General features: G+C 66.0%; 11 protein-coding genes. 4 read left to right on the forward strand and 7 right to left on the reverse strand.

The window, feature by feature from the left end:
- Window position 1 precedes the first annotated feature (1 nt).
- On the reverse strand, window positions 2-1,183 hold the full coding sequence (locus K3A84_RS00765; RefSeq protein ID WP_225007156.1) for an acyl-CoA dehydrogenase family protein: 1,182 nt from the start codon (window positions 1,181-1,183) through the stop codon (window positions 2-4).
- Between the two features lie 12 nt (window positions 1,184-1,195).
- A complete protein-coding gene (locus tag K3A84_RS00770) occupies window positions 1,196-2,113 on the reverse strand; it encodes an SDR family NAD(P)-dependent oxidoreductase (RefSeq protein ID WP_225007157.1) in 918 nt (305 codons plus the stop codon).
- A 101-nt stretch (window positions 2,114-2,214) separates the two neighbouring features.
- Between K3A84_RS00770 and K3A84_RS00775 the strand changes: the two genes are divergently transcribed.
- Both K3A84_RS00775 and K3A84_RS00780 read left to right on the forward strand, forming a co-directional pair.
- A complete protein-coding gene (locus K3A84_RS00775) occupies window positions 2,215-2,967 on the forward strand; it encodes an IclR family transcriptional regulator (protein ID WP_225007158.1) in 753 nt (250 codons plus the stop codon).
- A gap of 91 nt (window positions 2,968-3,058) precedes the next feature.
- Window positions 3,059-4,363 (forward strand): HD-GYP domain-containing protein, encoded by a 1,305-nt coding sequence (locus K3A84_RS00780; protein ID WP_225007159.1) that lies wholly within the window; start codon window positions 3,059-3,061, stop codon window positions 4,361-4,363.
- Between the two features lie 202 nt (window positions 4,364-4,565).
- Here K3A84_RS00780 and K3A84_RS00785 read toward each other — a convergent pair whose 3' ends face one another.
- The 3 genes from K3A84_RS00785 to K3A84_RS00795 all read right to left on the reverse strand — a co-directional run bounded on the left by K3A84_RS00785 (window position 4,566) and on the right by K3A84_RS00795 (window position 7,693).
- On the reverse strand, window positions 4,566-6,218 hold the full coding sequence (locus K3A84_RS00785; RefSeq protein WP_225007160.1) for an NAD(P)/FAD-dependent oxidoreductase: 1,653 nt from the start codon (window positions 6,216-6,218) through the stop codon (window positions 4,566-4,568).
- 40 nt (window positions 6,219-6,258) lie between these two features.
- The gene (locus K3A84_RS00790; RefSeq protein ID WP_225007161.1) at window positions 6,259-6,561 is read right to left on the reverse strand and encodes a PilZ domain-containing protein; all 303 of its coding nucleotides are present in this window, start codon (window positions 6,559-6,561) and stop codon (window positions 6,259-6,261) included.
- 88 nt (window positions 6,562-6,649) lie between these two features.
- Window positions 6,650-7,693, reverse strand: a complete 1,044-nt coding sequence (locus K3A84_RS00795; protein ID WP_225007162.1) for an aldo/keto reductase — start codon at window positions 7,691-7,693, stop codon at window positions 6,650-6,652.
- A gap of 139 nt (window positions 7,694-7,832) precedes the next feature.
- Here K3A84_RS00795 and K3A84_RS00800 point away from each other — a divergent pair, with 139 nt between their 5' ends.
- A complete protein-coding gene (locus tag K3A84_RS00800) occupies window positions 7,833-9,038 on the forward strand; it encodes a dipeptidase (RefSeq protein ID WP_225007163.1) in 1,206 nt (401 codons plus the stop codon).
- 109 nt (window positions 9,039-9,147) lie between these two features.
- Complete coding sequence (locus K3A84_RS00805; protein ID WP_225007164.1) at window positions 9,148-9,606, forward strand: hypothetical protein; 459 nt, start codon at window positions 9,148-9,150, stop codon at window positions 9,604-9,606.
- Window positions 9,607-9,865: 259 nt separating this feature from the next.
- On the opposite strand, the gene K3A84_RS00810 is transcribed toward K3A84_RS00805, so the two are convergent.
- Both K3A84_RS00810 and K3A84_RS00815 read right to left on the reverse strand, forming a co-directional pair.
- Complete coding sequence (locus K3A84_RS00810) at window positions 9,866-11,347, reverse strand: Ppx/GppA family phosphatase (protein ID WP_225007165.1); 1,482 nt, start codon at window positions 11,345-11,347, stop codon at window positions 9,866-9,868.
- Window positions 11,348-11,367: 20 nt separating this feature from the next.
- Window positions 11,368-13,551 carry an RNA degradosome polyphosphate kinase gene (locus K3A84_RS00815; RefSeq protein WP_225007166.1) on the reverse strand — a complete coding sequence of 728 codons (2,184 nt, stop codon included), beginning with the start codon at window positions 13,549-13,551 and terminating at the stop codon, window positions 11,368-11,370.

A 13,551-nucleotide genomic window follows, 5' to 3' on the forward strand; every position in this document is an offset into this window, starting at 1 on the left:
TTTAGCCTTCCACGCCGGCGGCGAAGTTGCGCAGCATCTGCTTGGCGATCACCAGCTGCATGATCTGCGTGGTGCCTTCGTAGATGCGGTAGATGCGGCTGTCGCGGAAGAAGCGCTCGGCCTCGTATTCGGCCAGATAGCCCGCGCCGCCGTGGATCTGCACGCAGCGGTCGGTGACGCGGCCACACATTTCCGAGGCGAACATCTTGAAGGAAGCGGCTTCCATCAGGACCTTCTGCCCCGCGTCCGCCTTGGCGATGGCATCGCGCATCATGCACTGCGCGGCGTAGATCTCGGCCTGGCTGTCGGCAAGCATCGCCTGGATCAGCTGGAAGTTCGCGATCGGCTCGCCGAACGCCTTGCGTTCATTGGCATAGCGCACGGCTGTATCGAGCGCGCGCTTGGCATAGGCGGTCGCCGCCGCGCCGACCGACAGGCGCCCGTTGTCGAGGCTCTGCATGGCGACGGCAAAGCCCTTGCCCTCTTCGCCGCCGAGCAGCGCCTCACCGGGGACATAGACGTCCTCCATGATGATGTCGGCGATGTGGCTGCCGCCCTGGCCCATCTTCTTGTCGCTCTTGCCCACGGTGATGCCGGGGGTGTCCATTGGGACGATGAAGGCTGAAACGTGCGCGTTCTTGGGCAGCGATTCCTTGTTGGTGCGGGCCATGATCAGCGCCACCTTCGCGAACGGCGCGTTGGTGATGTAGCGCTTGGTGCCGTTGAGCACATAGCCGTTACCCGAGCGGACGGCCGTGGTCTGAAGGCCAGCGGAGTCTGAACCCGAGCCAGGTTCGGTGAGGCCGAACGAGGCGATTTCACCGGCGGCGAGGCGCGGGAGCCATTCGGACTTCTGCTCCGCCGTGCCGTTCAGCTTGATCGCCGAGCACACCATGCCGAGGTTGATCGAGGTGATCGAGCGGTAGGCGGGCAGCGCGTAGCTCAATGTGTGGATCGTTTCGACGTACTGGCTGATGTTCATGCCCGCACCGCCGTATTCGACCGGCATGGTCAGGCCGAACAGGCCCATGTCGCGCATCTCTGCCAGGATGTCGTCGGGGATCTTGTCCTCGGCGATGACCTGCGCTTCGGCGGGGATTAGGCGTTCGCGGACGTAGCGCTTGAGCTGTTCGTGGAACTGCTCGAAGACTTCGGGGTCCATGCCCGTGTTCAGGGTGCTCATCGGGGCCTCTCCTCAGACCGGATCGTAGGGGAAAACGTGGGCCGAAACTTCGTCGGCGCGCGCCATCGCGGGCTTGAACGCAGGGATCAGTTCATCGGCAATGGCTTGCGGCGTCCAGCCCTCAAGCTTGACCATCGAACGCACCGGGCGCGGCTTGTTGAACAGCAGGATCTCGTTCTTGCGTACGGCGAAGATCTGGTTGTTGACGTCTTGCGCCGCATCCGAGGCGAGGAAGGCGACAAGCGGGGCGATCTTGTCCGCGCTCATCGTCTTCATGCGTTCGACGCGCAGCTTCTGTTCCGGCGTTTCGGCGGGGATCGAAGCGGTCATGCGGCTCCACGCGAAGGGCGCGATGCAGTTCGAGCGCACGCCCCAGCGCGCCATGTCGAGCGCTATCGAGTGCGACAGGGCGACCAGGCCCAGCTTGGCGGCGGAGTAGTTCGCTTGCCCCACATTGCCGATCAGGCCGCTGGTCGAGGTGAAGTGGATGAAGCTGCCCGAGCCCTGCTCGCGGAAATAGGGGGTAGCCGCTTTCGACACGTTGAAGGCGCCGGTCAGGTTCACGTCGATGACGCTGGTCCAGTCCTCGTAGCTCATCTTGTGCCAGATGGTGTCGCGCAGGATGCCCGCATTGTTCACGACCGCGTCGATGCGACCGAAGCGCTGCACGGCGTCTTCGATGATGGAGGCGGCGGCAGCCGGGTCGGCGACATTGGCGAAGTTGGCATGGGCCCGCCCGCCCGCCGCCACGATGTCGGCCACGGTGGTGTCGGCCGGGCTCGCATCGCCGCCATCGCCGCCTTGCGCCACGCCCGGATCGTTGACCACCACGGCAGCGCCTTCGCGCGCGCAGAGCAACGCGATTTCACGGCCTATGCCACGGCCCGCGCCGGTGATCGCGACGACTTTGCCTTCGAGAATGCCGGGCATTTCGAGTCTCTCCTCTTCCTCGGGCAAAGGGCTAACCGCTCGATTAAATAACTTCAACATGGAGAATTGCTTTTCACCACAGTGAAAATTATGAGCAGGCCATGCCCGGTCCCGTCCGCTCCGTTTCACAGGCTTTCGCCATCCTGCGCCTGCTGGCAGAGCGCGGGCCGCTGACGCTGTCCGAAGTGGGGCGCGAGACCGGCCTGTCGCCTTCCAGCGGGCTGAACCTGCTGCGTACGCTGGTGGCCGAAGGTGCGCTGGAGCGCGAGGCGACCGGCAAGCGCTATCGTCTGGCGGAAGGCTGGGCGCGGGCCAGCGTGCTCGACGGTGGCGGTCTTGCGCAGCGCATCGCGCGGGTGCGTCCGGTACTGGCACGGTTCGCGCGCGAACACGATACCACGACCGGGCTGTGGCAGGTTGTTTCGGGCGAGCGGTTGGAACTGGTCGCGCTGGGCGAAAGCGGCGAGGCGACCCGCATCCACATGGTCGAAGGGCAGCGCCAGCCGATCGGCGGGGGCTCCACGGGGCGAGCGCTGGCAGCGGCGGAACAACTCGATCACGCAGAGCTGGAGCGGCGCTTTTCCAAGGTGCGCTGGCGGCGATCGATCGACCGTGCGGCATGGATCGAGCAGGTCGCGCGCGCAGCCAGCCTCGGCTACGCGGTGGACGACGGGTTCAATCACCCCGGCATCTGTTCGATCAGCGCCGCTGTGCCCGTGGTGCCGGGCGAGGGGCGGCGACCGCGCTTCTGTCTTTCGGCATCGCTGTTCGCAGGCGCGCGGGGCGAGCGCGAGATCGAGGCGCTTGGCCGGGCGCTGGTGGCGTTGGCGCGCGAGCCTGCGTTCGCCGAGTGAGCGCGCGCTAGGGGTTTATGCGGATGGCACTCCTCAAAGGAGCGGAAGCTGCGACCGTGTAAGCCGTCGGTTCTGCTGATTCCGGGCTGCCATGCTGAAACGCGTCGATACCAACGACATCCAACTCGGTATGTTCATCCACAAGCTGGAGGGGAGTTGGTTCAAGCACCCTTTCTGGAAGTCGAGCTTCCTGCTGGAAGACAAGCGCACGCTGGACAGCCTGCTCGACAGTGACGTGCCTTCGGTCATCATCGACACCTCGAAGGGTCGGGACGTGTTGCGCAAGGGGCCTGAACTGGTGGTCGCCAAGGCCCCGCCGGCGACGGCTTCGGGCGGGCGGCCAGCGTTCGGGCAGGCACGGCGCTCGCCGATCACGGGCGATCGCCTGCCGAGCGAGACTGTGCGGCGTGCGGCGCTGATGCAGGCAGGCGGCAGCGGCGCTGGGCGGGAGTTCGGCGAAGCGCGCAAGGCGGTGGCGCGCGCGGGTAAGGTGATCAGCCGGGTATTCCTCGAAGCGCGGCTGGGCAAGGTCGTGGCGGCCAGTGACGTGGAGCCGGTGATCGAGGACATCTACGCCTCGGTTCAGCGCAACCTCTATGCTTTCAACGGGCTGCTGCGGTGCCAGCAGGACAGTGAATACGTCTATCGCCACTCGCTGGCGGTCAGCGCGCTAATGATCGCGCTGGCACGGACGATGCGGCTGACCCCGCTCGACATGCGCGAGGCGGGGATGGCCGGGCTGCTGATGGACATCGGGGTGGGGCAATTGCCCGCCGAGGCGCTGGTGGACGGGGACTATCGTGGCCTTTCGCCGGACATGCTGCATCGTCATGTGCTGCTGGGGCACGCGCTGCTGAAGGCGGCAGGAGACATGCCCGACCAGGTGTTGCGGGTGTGCCTGCGCCATCACGAGCGGATCGACGGCAGCGGCTATCCGCAAGGGCTGGTGGGCGATGACATCGATGTGCTGTCGCGTATGGCGGCGGTGTGCGACCTTTACGACAACCTCGTTTCGGGCGGCGCGGGTGAGCCTGCGATGGACCCAGCCGAGGCGATCCGCACGCTGGATGCGATGGGCCCGACGATCGACCGCGAGGTGTTGCGCTATTTCGTCGACACCGTGGGCGTCTATCCGATCGGTGCGTTCGTCCAGTTGCGCTCGGAGCGGTTGGCGATGGTCGTCGATGAGGACCCGACGGACAACGCCCGGCCGACGGTGCGGGTGTTCCATTCGCTGCGGACCGGCGGACCGGTGCGGCCCGACACGATCGTGTTGTCGCAATGCTATGGCGAGGACGAGATCGTGGGCAGTGCGGACCCGGCGGCACTGGGGCTGGGCGACGCCGCCGGCTTGCGCGAAAGGCTTCTACGCGCGGTGGAGCAGGCTGCGCGCTAGGTGCGCTGCCCTCAAGCCAAAAAAAGGGCCGCCCGGTTGCCCTGGCGGCCCTGGAAGTTTTGGGAGAGGATGCCTGAAAGGCCCGTCCTATGTGCCTCCGACTCGGTGTTTGTGCAAGTGCGAACAAAGCAAGTGGCGTTGCATTTTTTGCACTCATACGATTTCGCGGCGGTTTTTCTGACCTTTGCGCCTGGCCAAACGATCAGGTCTTCGCGCTCGTGTCCAAATTTGTGCGCTGCAGCAGGTCGAGGGCCAGCGCCTCGGCGACCTTGATCCCATCGACCGCCGCTGAAAGAATGCCACCCGCATAGCCCGCGCCTTCGCCCGCCGGGTAGAGACCGGGGGTATTGAGGCTCTGCAGGTCGTGCCCGCGCGTGATGCGCACGGGCGACGACGTGCGCGTCTCCACCCCGGTCAGGATCACGTCGGGGTGATCGTATCCCGGTACCTGCCGTCCAAACACCGGCAGCGCCTCGCGGAAGGACTGCAGCACGTAGTCGGGCAGGCACCGGGCGAGGTCGGTCAGGTGGACGCCCGGCTGGTAGCTGGGGATCACCGCGCCGAAATCGCCGCTCGATGCGCGGTTTTCCAGCAGGTCGCCCAGCTTCTGGCCGGGCGCCTTGTAGTTGGAACCGCCCGCCGTGAAGGCGAGGCTTTCCCACTTGCGCTGGAAGGCGATGCCCGCCAGCGGCCCGCCGGGGTAGTCGCGCGACGGGTCGATATCGACGACCAGACCCGAATTGGCGTTGAACTCGGCGCGCGAATACTGGCTCATGCCATTGGTGACGACGCGGCCTTCCTCGCTCGTGGCGGCAACCACGCGCCCGCCGGGGCACATGCAGAAGCTGTAGACGGTGCGGCCCGTCGATTTGGCCTGATGCGACAGCGCATAGGCGGCGGGGCCGAGGATCTGGTTGCCCGCGAAGGGGCCATAGCGCGCCTTGTCGATCCAGCTTTGCGGGTGTTCGATGCGCACGCCGATGGCAAAGGGCTTGGCTTCGATGTGAACGCCGCGATCGTGCAGGACGTGGAAGGTGTCGCGCGCGGAATGGCCCACCGCCATGATCACGTGGCTGGCGGGCAGGAACTCGCCGGTGGACAGGTGCAGGCCCTTCAGCGTTCGCTGGCCGTCCTTCTCCTCGATCTCGAAGTCTTCGACTCGGGTCTGGAAGCGGTATTCGCCGCCCAACTTCTCGATCGTCTCGCGTATCGACATGACCATGGTGACGAGGCGGAAGGTGCCGATGTGGGGGTGCGCCTCGGTCAGGATGTCGTCGGGGGCGCCGGCCTTGACGAATTCGACCAGCACCTTGCGCCCGAGATGCCGGGGATCCTTGATGCGGCTGTAGAGCTTGCCGTCGGAGAAAGTGCCTGCCCCGCCTTCGCCGAACTGGACGTTGGATTCGGGCGTGAGGACCGAGCGGCGCCACAGGCCCCAGGTGTCCTTGGTGCGTTCGCGCACGGCCTTGCCGCGTTCGACGATGATCGGCTTGAGCCCCATCTGCGCGAGGATCAGCGCGGCGAGCAGCCCGCACGGCCCTGCACCGATCACGACCGGGCGCTGTCCGCACCAGCCATCGGGCGCCATGACCGGAAAGCGGTAGGCGGTGTCGGGCGAGGGGCGCACGTGCTGATCGCCTGCATGGCGCGCCAGCACGGCGGCTTCGTCGGCCACGGTGGCGTCGATGGCATAGACCAGCTTGATCGCGGTCTTCTTGCGCGCATCGTTACCGCGCTTGGCCACCGCATAGCGGACCAGTTCGCCCGGCTCGATCTCCAGCCGTTCGCAGATCGCGCGGTCGAGATCTTCTGGCGAGTGGTCGAGCGGAAGCTTCAGGTCGGTCAGGCGCAGCATCGGCCCGCCCTACCGGTTGTGTCGCGCGATGAAAAGCGCCTCAGCCGCCGCAGCGTTCGACGACGGCGTCGAACACCGCCGGATGGAGCGGTTCAGGGAACGAACAGCCCGCGATGAAGCCCTCGGACCACATTACCACGGCGCGGCGAGGTTCGAGCCCGGGGAGGGTAACCCACACGATTTCGCCCACGGCGAGCCGGTCGGAGCTTTGCAGCCGCAGGCCATGCTCCGACAGGTCGACCACTTCTGCACCAAGCCGCGCGACGCGACGTCGGTATTGCGCGCGCACGTTGACGACGCGACGTGGCGAACGACGCTCGATCATCGGTCGTGAAGGTTCCATCCGCGCACTCCCGAAACCAGCGGCGGGCTGCTGGCCCGCCCGCCGCGATCGACCTTAGCACAAGCGCGTATGAAAAGCGCTTAACCGCTCAGGGGCAGGGGTCGGGGAAGGCGCGATAGGCCGCCTCGATGGCGTCGAGCACGTCCTTCGACAACTGCAAGTCCTTGCTGCCCAAGGCGATCTTGAGCTGATCCATCGACGTGGCGCCGATGATGTTGGAGGTGACGAAGGGCTGCGCCGTCACCCACGCGATGGCCATGGCCGAGGGATCGAGCCCGAAAGCGTGCGCGATGCCGACATAGCGGGCGACCGCACCATCGCGATTCGGGGTTTCGTAGCGGGTGAACTGGCTGGCCACGTCCATGCGCGAACCCTTGGGGATCACCCCGCCCAGGTACTTGCCCGAAAGGTAGCCCGAGGCGAGCGGCGAATAGGCGAGCAGGCCCACATGCTCGCGCAGCGCGAATTCGGACAGGCCGATTTCGAACTGGCGGTTGAGCAGGTTGTAGGCGTTCTGGATCGAGACCGGGCGCGGCTGGGCCTTTTCGCGCGAGACGCGCAGGAATTCCGAAACGCCCCACGGTGTTTCGTTCGACAGGCCGAAGCTGCGGATCTTGCCCGCCTTGACCAGATCGTCGAGCACGGCGACCGTTTCCTCGATCGGCGTCGTATCGGCCGCATCGTTCAACCGGCGCAGGCCGCGCCCGCCGAACATCGGCACGGTGCGATCGGGCCAGTGCAACTGGTAGAGATCGAGATAGTCGGTGCGAAGCTTCTTCAGGCTCTCGTCCAGCGCCAGCTCGATGTTCCGGCGGTCGAGGTGGTTGTTGCCGCCACGCAGCGCTTCATAGCGCGAGGGGCCGGAGACCTTGCTCGCCAGCACGATCTTGTCGCGCTGGCCCCGGCTGGCGATCCATGTGCCAAGGTACTGCTCGGTGCGCCCGCGCGTTTCGGCGGTGTTGGGGGTGACCGGATACATCTCGGCGGTGTCGAGGAAGTTCACGCCCTGATCGAGCGCGTAGTCGATCTGTTCGTGGGCTTCGGCTTCGGTGTTCTGCGAGCCCCAGGTCATCGTGCCGAGGCAGATCGCGCTGACGCTGATGTCCGTGCGGCCAAGCTTGCGGTATTCCATCGGTGGCTTCCATCCCTTCGCATCTGGTTTGCGCGCGGGTGGTATGGAGCGGCCCGGCCTTACGCAACCGCGAAAAGGACGACTACGCTTTGGTACAACGCATTTGACAGAACCGCGGGGGGCGGCTGCATTGGCAATCATGATCACACGCCTTCGCCCGCTGCTCGCCGGGATCGCCTGCCTTGCCCTCGCGTCCGTCGCCGTGGCGAAGCCCGCGCCCTCGTTGCACGAGCGCGTGCTGACGCTCGACACGCACCTCGATACGCCCGCCTCGCTCGACCTGCCGGGCTGGTCGATCATGGATGCGCACGAGGGTGATTACACGCAGGTCGATCTGCCGCGCATGAAGAAGGGCGGGCTGGATGGCGGGTTCTGGGCGATCTACACCGCGCAAGGACCGCTTGACCCGGACTCGACGCGTAAGGCCCGCGATTTCGCCTTCCGCCGCGCGGCGCAGATCCGCGAGATGGTGGCGGCGCACCCCGATGCGTTCGTGCTGGCCGACAAGGCTGCCGATGCCGCGCCGATCAAGGCGACGGGCAAGCGCGTGGTCTATCTCTCGATCGAGAACGCCTGGCCGCTGGGCGACGATCCTTCGCTGCTGGAGGTGTTCCACACGCTTGGCGTGCGCATTTCAGGCTTCACGCATTTCCGCACGAACCAGTTCGCCGACAGCGCGACCGACAAGCCGAAGTGGGACGGCCTCAGCCCGCTGGGCGTACAACTGCTGGCCGAAATGAACCGGCTGGGCGTGGTGCCCGACCTGTCGCACAGTTCGGACGCGGCGCTTGCCGATGCGCTGCGCCTGTCGAAGACGCCGGTGATCCTGTCGCATTCGGGCTGCCGCGCGATCTACGACCATCCCCGCAACGTCAGCGACGACCAGTTGCGCGCGCTGGCGGCGCAGGGTGGGGTCATCCAGATCAATTCGGTCTATCTCAAGAAGGGCGAGCCGAACCCGGAGCGGGAAGCGGCGATGAAGGCGCTGGAGGCGAAGTACCCCGAAGGCACGCGGCTGACGGGCGAGCAACGCGCGGCGATGCTGGCGGAACGGCGCGCAATCGACCGGCTCCATCCGGAGACGGGCCGCGCGACGTTCGAGCTGTTCATGGCCAATGTGCTGCACGCGCTGAAGGTGGCGGGCGTGGACCATGTCGGCATCGGCGCAGACTGGGACGGTGGCGGCGGCGTTGCGGGCATGGAAGACGTGGCCGACCTGCCCAAGGTGACGGCGGCGCTGGTCGCGGCAGGCTACAGCGAGGCGGACGTGGGCAAGATCTGGTCCGGCAACGCGCTGCGCGTGCTGGCGGCGGCGGAAGCCGAAGCGGCGCGGGAGGCTGGGTAGGTTTTGGGGGCTATTAGGGCGTTGTGTGCAAAATCTGCCGTTCTGGATACGACGACATTGCCACCATACGAAGGTCGCGTAGAAGTCACGGTGATGGTCTGGAGGTCAAATGTCCAAGCCCCTGATGACGCTATTTCAGGAAGCGGAAGCCGCCCAAATCGACTGGGGTGGACAGCAACTGTTCGCTCTAGTCGAGACGCCTGCCCAGAGTGATTTTGAGCTTGTTTTCGTTCGTGCCAAAGAGTGCCCGGTTCAGGGCATTAATCTAAAATGTATGAACGGCACACTCGCGATCGAGGGTGTGGAGGCCACGGAAATGGTCCTTTGGAACGATACCGCGCCTGAGAAAATCCAAGTTCAGGTCAAGCCAAAGTCGACTGACGTACCACGCCTTAAGATATGGAACGTCTGGCGCGGCAAAGTGGGCGGGGTGGATGTGAAGCAAGCGTGGCTTGGTAATGCAGGAATGCGGATAGAGCAGGTATCAGAACAAACAAGAATCTGTTGCAGCGACGGAATGGGCGAGGTGGATTTCAGCGATCTCGTTGTTGACCTTCGGTTCCTTTAAACGTCAGCCTCCCCCGACATTTCTGCCGTTTGCAGCACATTGACCCACCATCAAAAACTCACGTCGCCCCGTGCTTGACACGGGGCTTGGCTAACCTCTGTCTGGGTTCCGCCTTCTCCATCTGCGTCCGATGCCGAACGACAGGCTGAGAGAAAAGCCCAGCCCCGTGTCAAGCACGGGGCGACGAAGGGGAGGGGGAGATCATGTCCGTTCCCCCGACCTGCCGGCGACTGATGGCAATAGCGGTCCTCTCGCCCTGCTACCCGATCCGCACTTCGCCTTTCAGCGCCATGTGCGTGGCGAGCGCCTTCAGGTCGCGTTCGGTGCCGTCGTTGACGAGGACGCCGAGGTCCTTGTCCACGGTCAGCACGAGCGTTTCGCCTTCGACGCGCAAGGCGCTGCCGGTCAGGCCTTGCGCGGTGCAGCCGCTGAAGCGGCGGCACAGGCGGGCGGCGAGGCCCCAGGCCACGGCTTCGCGCAATTGCGGCTCGGCGGCGATGCGCAACAGGTCGGGCGGCAGGTCGGTCTTGCCGGTGTTGGCGATCAGCGCGGCGGCGAGCATCGCGCGGTCGCGCGCACTGGCGCCGATCCAGCGCTTGCGCAGCGCCCAGTCGCGGGCAAGGTCTGGCCGCAGGTTGGGCTCGACCAGCGCCGAGGCGAGGCACAGCATGGTCGCGGACAGGCGCAGGCGCTCGCGGCGTTCGGAGCCATCGGCGAGCGAGGCGCTGGCGGTCCAGCCGGTGACCATGGTGGCGGTGCCGGGCGAAACGCCTTCGTCGCGCACGAAATCGGCCACGCCCGCGACGAGCGGGTCCTGCGAGCGGACGTGCGCGGGCATCGTCTCCCACAGCAGCCCTTCGCGCAGGCCCCAGGCTGAAAACACGAGGCGCGCGGGCTGGAGATTGCGCACCAGCACGCCGATCAACGCGGCGGCATCGGGCAACCCGGCGAGGCGCGAGGACGAGATGTTGGCGATGGGGGCGAGCGCTTCGGGCTTGATGCGGGCCAGCGTGCGCGCCAGCTTTTCGGCCTCGGCGGCGTCGATGGCGAAGGCGTGGGGATCGTCGATCGGCCAGTGCAGCTTGTCCATCGCATAGCGCGCGAAGGCGCGCAGCGAGCCGCCGACGAGGTAGAGCGTGCAGCCGGGCTCGGCTTTCCAGTCGGCCTTGGCCAGCGCCTTGCCCACCTTGCGTGCGAAGGCCGCGTCGCCTTCCGCGCGCAGGCCGGGCAGGCGCAGCGTGCCCAGCGGCATGGAAACGCCGTGGCGGCATTCGCCGTTGTCGATATCCACCAGTTCGAGGCTGCCGCCGCCAAGATCGCCCACCACGCCGCGGGCATAAGGGAAGGCGCCGATCACGCCATGCGCGCTGGTGACCGCTTCCTCTTCGCCGGACAGCAGGCGCGGGGCGAAGCCCAGCGCGCGTACGGCGTCGAGGAACTCCGCACCGTTGGCGGCATCGCGCGAGGCGGCCGTGGCGACGACATCGACCTGATCCACGCCCTTCAGCCGCAACAGCGCGCGATAGCGGCCGAGCGAGGCGAGGGCGGCGGCGCGCGCCTTGTCAGACAGCAGGCCGTTTTCGGCAACGCCCTTGCCGAGGCGGGCGGTGACCTTCTCGTTGTGGAGTACGGCAGGCGCGCGCAGCGGGCCGCCGTAGATGACGAGGCGGACAGTGTTCGATCCGATGTCGATGATCGCCCGAGGCGGGACGACGAGGGGTTTCTTGCGGTTGCTGGCCATGATCTCGAAATTTGCCGCCGTCAGTCGGGCTTGGCCGTTGCGCCACCACGCCGCAAGGCCAGCTTGGGCACCTTGCGGCCCTTGGTCAGCGCGGCGCCGCGGCCGGACAGCGATGGGTTGGTCATGAAGTAGCGGTGGACGTTGAAGGGCTTGGGCCCCGGGGCCGTGCGATGGTAGGTGCCATCGCTGTCGAGCTTCCAGCTCTGTTCGGTGTCGATCAGGTTTGCCAGCATCACCTGATCGAGAACCTGATCGTGGACGGTCCGGTTCCGGATCGGAACCAGAACTTCGACGCGCCGGTCAAGATTGCGGCTCATCCCGTCAGCCGAGGAAATGAACAACCGCGCGCGGCGGTTGGGCAGTGCGCCGCCGTTGCCGAACGCCCAGATGCGGCTGTGTTCGAGGAAGCGGCCGATGATCGACTTGACGCTGATGCGCTCGGACAGGCCCGGCACGCCGGGGCGCAGGCAGCAGATGCCGCGCACCACCAGCGAGATTTCCACGCCTGCCGCGCTCGCTTCATAGAGGCGGTTGATGAGTTGGCTGTCGGTCAGCGAATTGAGCTTGGCCCAGATCGCGCCGTGCTTCCCCGCCTTGGCGAAGGCGATCTCGCGATCGATGCATTCGTAGAGCTTGCGGCGCAGGCCGATGGGCGAGATCGCCAGCATCTCGGTGCCCTTCGGCTCGATGTAACCGGTGATGAAGTTGAACAACTGCCCGGCATCGCGCCCGAAACGCGGGTCGGCGGTGAAGAACGACAGGTCGGTATAGATGCGCGCGGTGACGGGATGGTAGTTGCCCGTGCCGAAGTGGCAATAGGTACGATAGCCTTCGCCTTCGCGGCGGACGACCATCGAAACCTTGGCGTGGGTCTTCCAGTCGAGGAAGCCGTAGATCACCTGGACGCCTGCGCGTTCGAGCTGGCTCGCCCACAGCAGGTTCTGTTCCTCGTCGAAGCGCGCCTTCAGTTCGACCACGGCGGTTACCGACTTGCCCGCTTCTGCGGCGGCGATCAGGGCGGCGATGACGGCGGACTGCTTGCCCGCGCGATAGAGCGTCTGCTTGATCGCGATGACGTCCGGGTCGGACGCGGCCTGTCGCAGGAAATCGATCACCACGTCGAAGCTTTCGAAGGGGTGATGGATGATGATGTCCTTCTCGCGGATGGCGGCGAAGCAATCGCCGTCATGTTCGAGAATGCGTTCGGGATAGCGCGGGGTGTAGGGTTCGAACTTCAGCTCGGGCCGTTCCTCCTCGACCACGGCGGCAAGGCCGGTCATCGAGAGCAGGCCGGGCGACTTCAGCACCAGCGCATGATCAAGCCGCAACTGCTCGCGCAGCAGTTCCTCGGCGGCGGGGTCGAAGTCTTCCTGCAATTGCAGCAGGATCACCTTGCCGCGGCGGCGGCGCTGGATCGCGGTGCGGAAATAGCGGACGAGGTCTTCGGCGTCCTCCTCGATTTCCATGTCGCTGTCGCGCAGCACGCGGAACACGCCGCTGCCGTTGATGCGAAAGCCGGGGAACAGACGCGCCGCCTTGCGCCGGATCAAGTTCTCGATCGAGATCCACAGCGCCTTGTCCGGACCCGGAAGGCGCACGAAGCGCGGGAAGGCGGGGGGCACGAGGATCATTTCGCGGACCTGCGCACCGTCTGCCACGCGCGTCAGCGAGAACAGGATGCCGGTGCCCTGGTTGGCGATGAAGGGGAAGGGGTGCGCAGGATCAATCGCCTGCGGGGTCAGCGCGGGCAGGACGTGCTGCTCGAAATAGTCGCTGAGCCATTCGGCCTCGGCCTTTTCGAGCTTGCGATCGCCGATGATGGCGATCCCGGCCTCCTTCTCAAGCTTGCGGGCAAGCGTGGCAAGGATGGCGTGTTGTTCGTGGACAAGATCGGACACGGCGCGGTTGAGGGCCTGCAACTGCTTGCCCGCGCTCCAGCCATCGATCGAGGTTTCGACGACCTGTTCGCGCACCTGACCGGCAAGCCCGGCCACGCGGACCATCACGAATTCGTCAAGGTTGCTGCCGGAGATCGACAGGAAGCGCAGCCGTTCGAGCAGCGGGTAGTTTTCGTTCTGCGCCTCGGCCAGCACGCGGCGGTTGAATTGGAGCCAGCTCAACTCGCGATTGAAATAGCGCTCGGCAGGGGGCGGGCCATCCACGCTGGGGGCTGCTGACGCTCCCGCGCTGCCATTCGTCCGCAT

This window comes from Novosphingobium percolationis (assembly GCF_020179425.1).
Taxonomy (GTDB): Bacteria; Pseudomonadota; Alphaproteobacteria; order Sphingomonadales; family Sphingomonadaceae; genus Novosphingobium; species Novosphingobium percolationis.

Bases quoted from the DNA above. Each gene is read 5' to 3' on its own strand.
- K3A84_RS00765 (WP_225007156.1), bottom strand. From the start codon at position 1,183: ATGAGCACCCTGAACACGGGCATGGACCCCGAAGTCTTCGAGCAGTTC.
- K3A84_RS00770 (WP_225007157.1), bottom strand. From the start codon at position 2,113: ATGCCCGGCATTCTCGAAGGCAAAGTCGTCGCGATCACCGGCGCGGGC.
- K3A84_RS00775 (WP_225007158.1), top strand. From the start codon at position 2,215: ATGCCCGGTCCCGTCCGCTCCGTTTCACAGGCTTTCGCCATCCTGCGC.
- K3A84_RS00780 (WP_225007159.1), top strand. From the start codon at position 3,059: ATGCTGAAACGCGTCGATACCAACGACATCCAACTCGGTATGTTCATC.
- K3A84_RS00785 (WP_225007160.1), bottom strand. From the start codon at position 6,218: ATGCTGCGCCTGACCGACCTGAAGCTTCCGCTCGACCACTCGCCAGAA.
- K3A84_RS00790 (WP_225007161.1), bottom strand. From the start codon at position 6,561: ATGGAACCTTCACGACCGATGATCGAGCGTCGTTCGCCACGTCGCGTC.
- K3A84_RS00795 (WP_225007162.1), bottom strand. From the start codon at position 7,693: ATGGAATACCGCAAGCTTGGCCGCACGGACATCAGCGTCAGCGCGATC.
- K3A84_RS00800 (WP_225007163.1), top strand. From the start codon at position 7,833: ATGATCACACGCCTTCGCCCGCTGCTCGCCGGGATCGCCTGCCTTGCC.
- K3A84_RS00805 (WP_225007164.1), top strand. From the start codon at position 9,148: ATGTCCAAGCCCCTGATGACGCTATTTCAGGAAGCGGAAGCCGCCCAA.
- K3A84_RS00810 (WP_225007165.1), bottom strand. From the start codon at position 11,347: ATGGCCAGCAACCGCAAGAAACCCCTCGTCGTCCCGCCTCGGGCGATC.
- K3A84_RS00815 (WP_225007166.1), bottom strand. From the start codon at position 13,551: ATGCGGACGAATGGCAGCGCGGGAGCGTCAGCAGCCCCCAGCGTGGAT.